This window comes from Leptolyngbya sp. AN10 (assembly GCF_050565645.1).
GTDB lineage: Bacteria > Cyanobacteriota > Cyanobacteriia > Leptolyngbyales > Leptolyngbyaceae > Leptolyngbya.
In genome coordinates this window covers 86670-93243 of record NZ_JBNXVP010000028.1, presented here as the reverse complement: position 1 = coordinate 93243, position 6574 = coordinate 86670, and the positions used below count along the sequence as shown (strand labels likewise).

The 6574-nt window shown below is 48.9% G+C and carries 8 protein-coding genes; 5 read left to right on the top strand and 3 right to left on the bottom strand.

Annotated features, from left to right (window positions below; genetic code table 11):
- The first annotated feature begins 102 nt into the window (after positions 1-102).
- Positions 103-357, top strand: a complete 255-nt coding sequence (locus ACQ4M5_RS29725; protein WP_430679405.1) for a hypothetical protein — start codon at positions 103-105, stop codon at positions 355-357.
- A gap of 7 nt (positions 358-364) precedes the next feature.
- Here ACQ4M5_RS29725 and ruvX read toward each other — a convergent pair whose 3' ends face one another.
- The 3 genes from ruvX to ACQ4M5_RS29710 form a co-directional block, all read right to left on the bottom strand.
- Positions 365-820 (bottom strand): Holliday junction resolvase RuvX, encoded by a 456-nt coding sequence (gene ruvX / locus ACQ4M5_RS29720; RefSeq protein WP_430679404.1) that lies wholly within the window; start codon positions 818-820, stop codon positions 365-367.
- Positions 820-2064 (bottom strand): GNAT family N-acetyltransferase, encoded by a 1245-nt coding sequence (locus ACQ4M5_RS29715; RefSeq protein ID WP_430679403.1) that lies wholly within the window; start codon positions 2062-2064, stop codon positions 820-822. Before ACQ4M5_RS29715 ends, ruvX begins: the two co-directional genes overlap by 1 nt.
- A gap of 76 nt (positions 2065-2140) precedes the next feature.
- The gene (locus ACQ4M5_RS29710; RefSeq protein WP_430679402.1) at positions 2141-3355 is read right to left on the bottom strand and encodes a F420-0:Gamma-glutamyl ligase; all 1215 of its coding nucleotides are present in this window, start codon (positions 3353-3355) and stop codon (positions 2141-2143) included.
- A gap of 243 nt (positions 3356-3598) precedes the next feature.
- Here ACQ4M5_RS29710 and ACQ4M5_RS29705 point away from each other — a divergent pair, with 243 nt between their 5' ends.
- The 4 genes from ACQ4M5_RS29705 to ACQ4M5_RS29690 all read left to right on the top strand — a co-directional run bounded on the left by ACQ4M5_RS29705 (position 3599) and on the right by ACQ4M5_RS29690 (position 6508).
- Positions 3599-4015 (top strand): hypothetical protein, encoded by a 417-nt coding sequence (locus ACQ4M5_RS29705; protein WP_430679401.1) that lies wholly within the window; start codon positions 3599-3601, stop codon positions 4013-4015.
- Positions 4005-5657 carry a caspase, EACC1-associated type gene (locus ACQ4M5_RS29700; RefSeq protein ID WP_430679400.1) on the top strand — a complete coding sequence of 551 codons (1653 nt, stop codon included), beginning with the start codon at positions 4005-4007 and terminating at the stop codon, positions 5655-5657. Before ACQ4M5_RS29705 ends, ACQ4M5_RS29700 begins: the two co-directional genes overlap by 11 nt.
- Before the next feature lie 183 nt (positions 5658-5840).
- Positions 5841-6161: a DUF433 domain-containing protein gene (locus tag ACQ4M5_RS29695; RefSeq protein WP_430679399.1), complete on the top strand. Its 321-nt coding sequence runs from the start codon at positions 5841-5843 to the stop codon at positions 6159-6161.
- The gene (locus tag ACQ4M5_RS29690; protein WP_430679398.1) at positions 6158-6508 is read left to right on the top strand and encodes a DUF5615 family PIN-like protein; all 351 of its coding nucleotides are present in this window, start codon (positions 6158-6160) and stop codon (positions 6506-6508) included. The genes ACQ4M5_RS29695 and ACQ4M5_RS29690 overlap by 4 nt, the downstream gene beginning before the upstream one ends.
- Positions 6509-6574: the final 66 nt, after the last annotated feature.

The window sequence follows — 6574 nt, the reverse complement described above, 5'->3', positions numbered from 1 at the left end:
GTAAAGCGCAATGCTCGCACGTAAAGCGCAATGCTCTACACCAGACGCGCAGCAATCGCTGCGCTGGTTTCTTTGCGCTCATCGATACAAAGTTTCTCTGGCTTGCCTAACCCGCAACTTGGGTTAGTAGAGACTTCTGGGACTGATGACTTTGAATACGTTCGTGCGTTTTATCGAAAGAACGGTTACGACGAGGAAGCGAGAATTCGAGAATTTTACTGTGCAGGAGCCGACAAAATCATTTTTCGTAAGGCACTTCCTCAGCGATCGCAAAATAAGCTAATCGCAGCAGCGCGGAAAGCGAAACAGGAGATTGCAGAAGGTCTATCGATGCCAATGGACTACGAGCAGCTATAAGGGCTGCTTAATCAGAATTTGCAAGGCGCTCTAGGTTCCGTTTCGCTCGTCGATCGTCAAGCCATTGCTGGAGAATGACGGCAGCGGCTCTACGATCGATCACTCCCCTATTTTTCCGCAGCGAAATCCCATCCGCAATCATCGATTGTTCCGCCTGATAGCTCGTTAATCGCTCGTCTACATAGTCGATCGGTAACGATAATGCTTTGGAAATCGTTTCTCCAAATTTTTGCACGTGAATGGCTTGTTTCCCGATCGAGCCATCCATTGAATAGGGCAGTCCGAGCACGAGAATTTCGACATTGCGATCGAGGACAATTTGACGCAAATCCTCGATCGTCTGTGGGTAAGATTTGCGCGTAATCGTGGTCAGTCCGGTTGCAATTAATCCAGTTCCGTCACAGCCTGCAACGCCGATGCGTTTTTTTCCCACATCTAGCCCCAGGGCTGCAACTCTTTCCATTAGCAGCAGGGATCTTCGCTAGGGGGTTCTTGTGCTGCTTTCATCAACTCTTGAACGGTTGGTTTATCCGTTTCTTGAGCTTTCTGATCGGGTGTAGGAAGTTTGACCGATTTCAGCATCGAGATTCGTCCCGGTACTGGTTTACGAGCGGGTTGGAGGTTTTGCAGCATTTCTGCGAGTTGCAGACCTTCCGCGATCGATTTTGTCTCTCGAACTTTGTGCCAGACAGAACGAGACATCAAGAGCGTGTGACCAATGCGATCGGCTCCGATGCTGTCGAGATATGCCTCGCGTTCGGGCTGATAATCTGGGGATGCCATCTGTAAGGATTGGGCGGGAAGATCCTGCATGATCCGCGCCATCTGTGCCATCAGTTCGGGATAGAGCCAGGTGTAGGCTGGATTCACCGTCAGATGGGCGATGTGAGGCTGTGAACCGTCGCGGCATAAGTGCAGTTGGAAATACCCGATCGCTGCTTTTCGTTGCGGTTCAAATACATAGCCGCTTACAACTTCGGTGCGGGTGAGGACTTGTTTTGCCCATTCGACCAGGCTACCGAAGACGCTGGTTTTGAAATCTTGAACGTGTCGATCGAACACTTGCCTTACTAGAGGCGGCATTGCCATCGTATCGAGTTGATACAGCAATTGGGCATCGGCGTTACTGACCGGAAGCAAATTCGGCAGATCGGGTTCTCGTTCTGCAAGTTCTTGAAGTTGCTCAGGGGAAATTGCCCAGTAGGTCATATTCGCCAAAGGCTGAAACCCGTTGTGGCGGTAGAGATCTAGAGCGGCTTTATCGTTGACATCGATTTCGAGAACCCAAGTACGCGCTTGCCAGATTCGTTCGAGACAGAAACGGATTAGCAGCGAACCGAGATCGACCTTGGTTAGAACCTGGGCTTCGGTGTCGTCGGATTTGACAACCGCTGGAGCTACGACGACTCGATCGACGCGCCAAGTGCTGCGAGTGCGGTTGAACGGCGACACCTGAATCATGCCTTGAATCCGTTGATTCACCTCGGCAACGTGGACACAGGGGAGGTTCTGAACGGGATTCGGTAACAGGCTCAGAAGCTTCATCACGCCGAACCAGTGACGAATCGAGACGCTCTTTTCGCGCACAGCAGAACAATGCGGCAATTCATGTTCTGGAGTTTGCTGCGTCAGTTGGTCGATCGCGTCTAAATCCCGGTATTGGACGGGACGGACGAGGGCATTAGAAGTCTGAGGAAGTCGAGGCATAGTGATGAAGGCAGCAGTTCAACCCCAGAGTAAGAATTGAGCGACGGTTTTGGGGTCAACCTTAAGGGGTATTCGTTTAAGGTTGATTGACCGATTGCAGCCCAACGGCAGAGAGTTTCTGATTGGCATCGGTGGGTCGGATGAGAACCACGGGAGTCTGTTCGTTGGCGTTGCCTGCGGGATTCGTAATGAGTGCCTGCTTGAGCAATGCCGTCGAGACACCTTGAGACGCTGCTAATATTTTAACTGCTTTCAAGTCGTTGACATCGACAATTGCCGCAGAAAGTCCTGTTTCTCGATAAATCTTATCCACCACTTCTTGAGAGTTTTCGGGTCCTAAGACGATGAATTGGTCATACGGCGGAATCGTTCCGGTGACATCATCGATTAATCGCGCTTGTTCGCCTGCGAGTTGGTAGAACACGCCTTTTCGACCGAAGAGTTTCGCGATCGAGCCAATGATAAACGCGCCCAACACTCGAACAGATCCTTCGATGTTGATGAGAGTCTGCATTCCGCAAGCGGTCGCCAAACTGGAAGTCGGATGGAACATATAGCAGAGACGAGTCGCCAACCAGCCCGGTTTGATTTCGCGCGGATCGTGATAGCGCCCTTGCATGATTGCGACTGGAGATTCCCCGATCGTGACAATGTCACCCGGTTGCGCGTGAGGCATGACGTACCGTTTCACCACGCTAACGGGATCATCTAAGTGAGTGAGCAAATGCGTTTTGATCGGCAGGATGTCGGAATTGGTTGCGGGTCGCCAGCGTTTGGATTCTTCAACGGATGGAAATTTCAGCGGCACGATGACATGGCGGACTTTGGGCTTCCAGCCTTGGGAACCGTAGGCAACATAATTTAATTGAATCCAAGCGACTTTTAACTGGCTGAGATCGGGACCTTCGATTTCGACAATGACTTCGAGCGGATCACGCGCTTTTAGCTTGACGACGCGCCCTTCCCAGTAGCCGTCTTCTCGACTGTCAGCATCTTTGAAGCGAGGAATGATGCGAGTTTTGACGGTGATATGGTCGAGACTGCCACCTGAAAGAAGTTTGACATCGGCATCCATTCGGGGAGTCATGACTTCTAGGTTGCGAGCTAGATTTTGTAGCTCTAGCTGTCCGGCTAAGACATAGCGTTGCGGCTCATACACTGCCAATTCCCATTTGCCGGACGTGAGTTCTAGCGTGTGGGTGGGGCGCTGCCGATATTGAGCTTCGAGCAGCAACATCACCAGTAAAACAAATCCAACACTGCTTCCGAGTATGGCGATGAGTATGGTCACAAAAGTCTCCTTGGGTCGTTGCCTGAAAAAGATATACGGCAGAGCGTCGATCGTCAACTGGTTTTTCAGATTAACGCTCTATCACTTTGGCTGAACGAGATTCATTAGGGCGATTTCTCGTCCACAACTTCTTCTGAATCCAGTCATAGCGGCATAGAAAAACCTGGTTCAGCTATTCTCTGATAAGGAAGAAGGATAAGCGTTAAAATTTTCCTAGTGCTGCAATCCATTAGACTAGACACGATGGCTATCTCTCAGAAGATTCAACTCTCTTTAGCGTTACAAAATTCTGAATTCGATGCAGAAGATTTAGAAGTCCTGACGCAACAGCTTTACAGTCAAATCGGAGAAATTGCCGAAGAAGTCGATCGTGTTTATCTTCCCTTAGATCCGTCTTTACCGAAAGAGCTTGCACCCAAAGGAGACAAACCTGAACCTGGGCTTTTTGATCTGAAGATCACGTTTAGCAGCCTTGAGACGTTGGTGAAATGGTTGTATCAACGCCTCTTTGGAACACCAACTGAATATTCGATCGAGTACGAAGGCTTAAAGCTGTCTGTCAAGGGAGACAAAGCAGGAACTTTGGATGAAACTTTGGATAGCGCAAGACGGTTTATGGCTGAGGTTGAGGCGCTAAAGAAAGTAAAGCATGACGAGTAAACGGGTGGCGCTCCTGATTGGGGTGAGTGAGTACGGGGATGGCTATGATCCGCTCCCAGGTGTTGTGCGGGATGTGGAAGAGATGCAGCGCGTGTTGCAGGAACGGGGCGAATTTACGATCGAGCCTCCCTTACTCAATCCTGATCCTCAACAAATGCGGGAAAAGATCGATCGCTTTTTTGCCAGCAGTGCTTCCAAGGAAGATGTGTTGCTGCTCTATTTTTCTGGGCATGGCGCATTAGACCGGAATGCGGGAAAGGATCTTTTTCTCACGACTTGCCAAACTCGGAAAGAACAGAATCACTTGGTTGAAGCAACGGCGATCGAGGCAAGTTTCCTGCACCGTCATATGCAAAATAGTCGATCGCGCAAAATCATTGTGATTCTGGATTGCTGCTTTAGCGGCGCGTTTGCGAATTTGTTGAAGAAAGGCGATGACCTCGTTGCTTTTGAGCGGTTGAGCGTCCGGGGCAGCGTTGTTTTAGCGTCTTCTAGCCCAAATGAGGTTTCTTATCAACCGAAAGGAAGTGCGATTGAGGAGCGTCCGTTGTCGCTCTACACGCGATTTTTAATTGAGGGAATGGAGGGTTTGGCGCAGCAGCAGAAGCGGGAATGGATTGTGGCTCAAGATTTGCATGAGTATGCGGTGCGAAAGATTCAGACGGAATATGCTGCGGCAACTCCGCCCAAAATTATTGTGGCAGAAGAGGAAGGGTATCGGCTGCCTATCGTTCGTGCGCCCAAGGCAGATCCGCAAATCGAATACCGTCAATTTGTCGATTCATTGCTGCAAGAACTCGATCGAGATCCGAATTTCGATGGTGAAATTGATCCAGATTCTCTCGATCGCGATCGTCTGGAAATTGAACGAGAACATCTAGGAATTTCCTCAGAGATTGCCGCTCAAATCGAGGCAGAACTTCAGGCACCGTTTCAATCGCGGGCAGAGAAGCGCAAGCGGTATGAGCGATCGCTGCAAATGGCTTTGAAAAATTTTCCCTTTAGCGATCGCGCTCGCAAACAACTCAAGGAAATTCAGGAGCGTCTTAGTTTGACGGATGCGGATGTAGCGGCGATCGAAGCGCGGTTAGTTCCTCAAGCGTCGCAAGTCGTTGAATTGATCACGCCTCCACAACCTATTGAACCCGAAACGACGAAAGCAGTGATTGCGCCTCAATATCAAAAGCTAGAGGAGTATTTGAGCAAGGGGCAATGGAAAGAGGCAGATGATGAGACTTACCGATTGATGATTACTGCTGTTGGAAAGGAGGAGGGTGACTGGTTCGCGAGAGAAGAGTTGCTAAGTTTTCCTTGTGAAGTGTTAAAAGCGATCAATGGTCTATGGGTGAAATATAGTAATGGTCACTTTGGCTTCAGCATACAAAAGGAAATCTATCTGGAGTGCGGTGGCGTTCTGGATGGGCAGCAGCATCAGGAAGCGTGGGACAAATTCTGTCACGCAAATGGCTGGAAAGTGAACAATAAGTATGTTGATGTAGCTCATAGCACTTCTTCGCCACGGGGACACTTCCCCACATCCCGTTGGGTTTTGGGTGGTTTTGTTTGGGGTTGGGTTCTCTTCTCTCGCATTGAGGCTTGTAAAGCGAATGTAAGAATCTATAAACCTTCCAAGCGGTCTTAAAGATCTATCTTTAGCTTCAAACCCTGTAAGACGCGAGAACACGATCGCAATAGCCAGGTTTAAAAATGCGAGGAGAGCGATGTATTTCGCGATATTGCATTGATCGATCGTCATTGCGAACAAAGCGCGATCGTGCCGTAAATTTGATAAGTTTGAAAGCGTAGAGCGTTCAGTGAAAAAGCGATGAGTGCTGCTGTCACGACAAAGCAATATGTTGAAGAACGTGAAGGAAGTTACCGAATTTTAGGAAAGCGCGTCTCTCTGGATTCGATCGTTTATGCTTTCTTAGGAGGAGCGTCACCTGAAAGTATTGCTCAATCATTTCCGGTACTGACGCTAGAAGAGATCTACGGAGCGATTACCTTCTACCTTGCGAATCGAAATACGATCGATGCCTACTTGGTAGAAGGGCAAAAAATATTTGAAACGTTGCGGCAGCAATCGAAAGAAACAAATTCCTTGCTTTATCAGAAGCTATATAACGCTCAAGCAAGTGAATCATGAAGATTCTTTTTCAAGCGGATGCCGATCTCAATCAAGCGATCGTTACAGGAGTTTTAAGGCTTGAGCCAGCCCTAGATTTCCAATCAGCAAACGTAGCAGATTTAGCCAGCCTGAGTGATTTAGAAGTTTTGTCATTCGCTGCACAGGAAGGTAGAGTTCTTGTTTCTCATGACCAAAGAACGATGCCAATACACTTTGCTGAGTTTACGACCACTCAAAATAGCTCAGGTGTACTTATTGTGTTGCAAAGTTTCCCGGTTCGTGAGGCGATAGGAGAACTGGTTCAACTTTGGCGGGAATCCGAGGCGGAAGATTGGACTAACCGCATTGCCTACTTACCGCTGTGAATGATGAGCTTGTAACAGTACGGAGAAGCATTATTCCAGCTATTCTCTAACGGGAATGACAGAAGA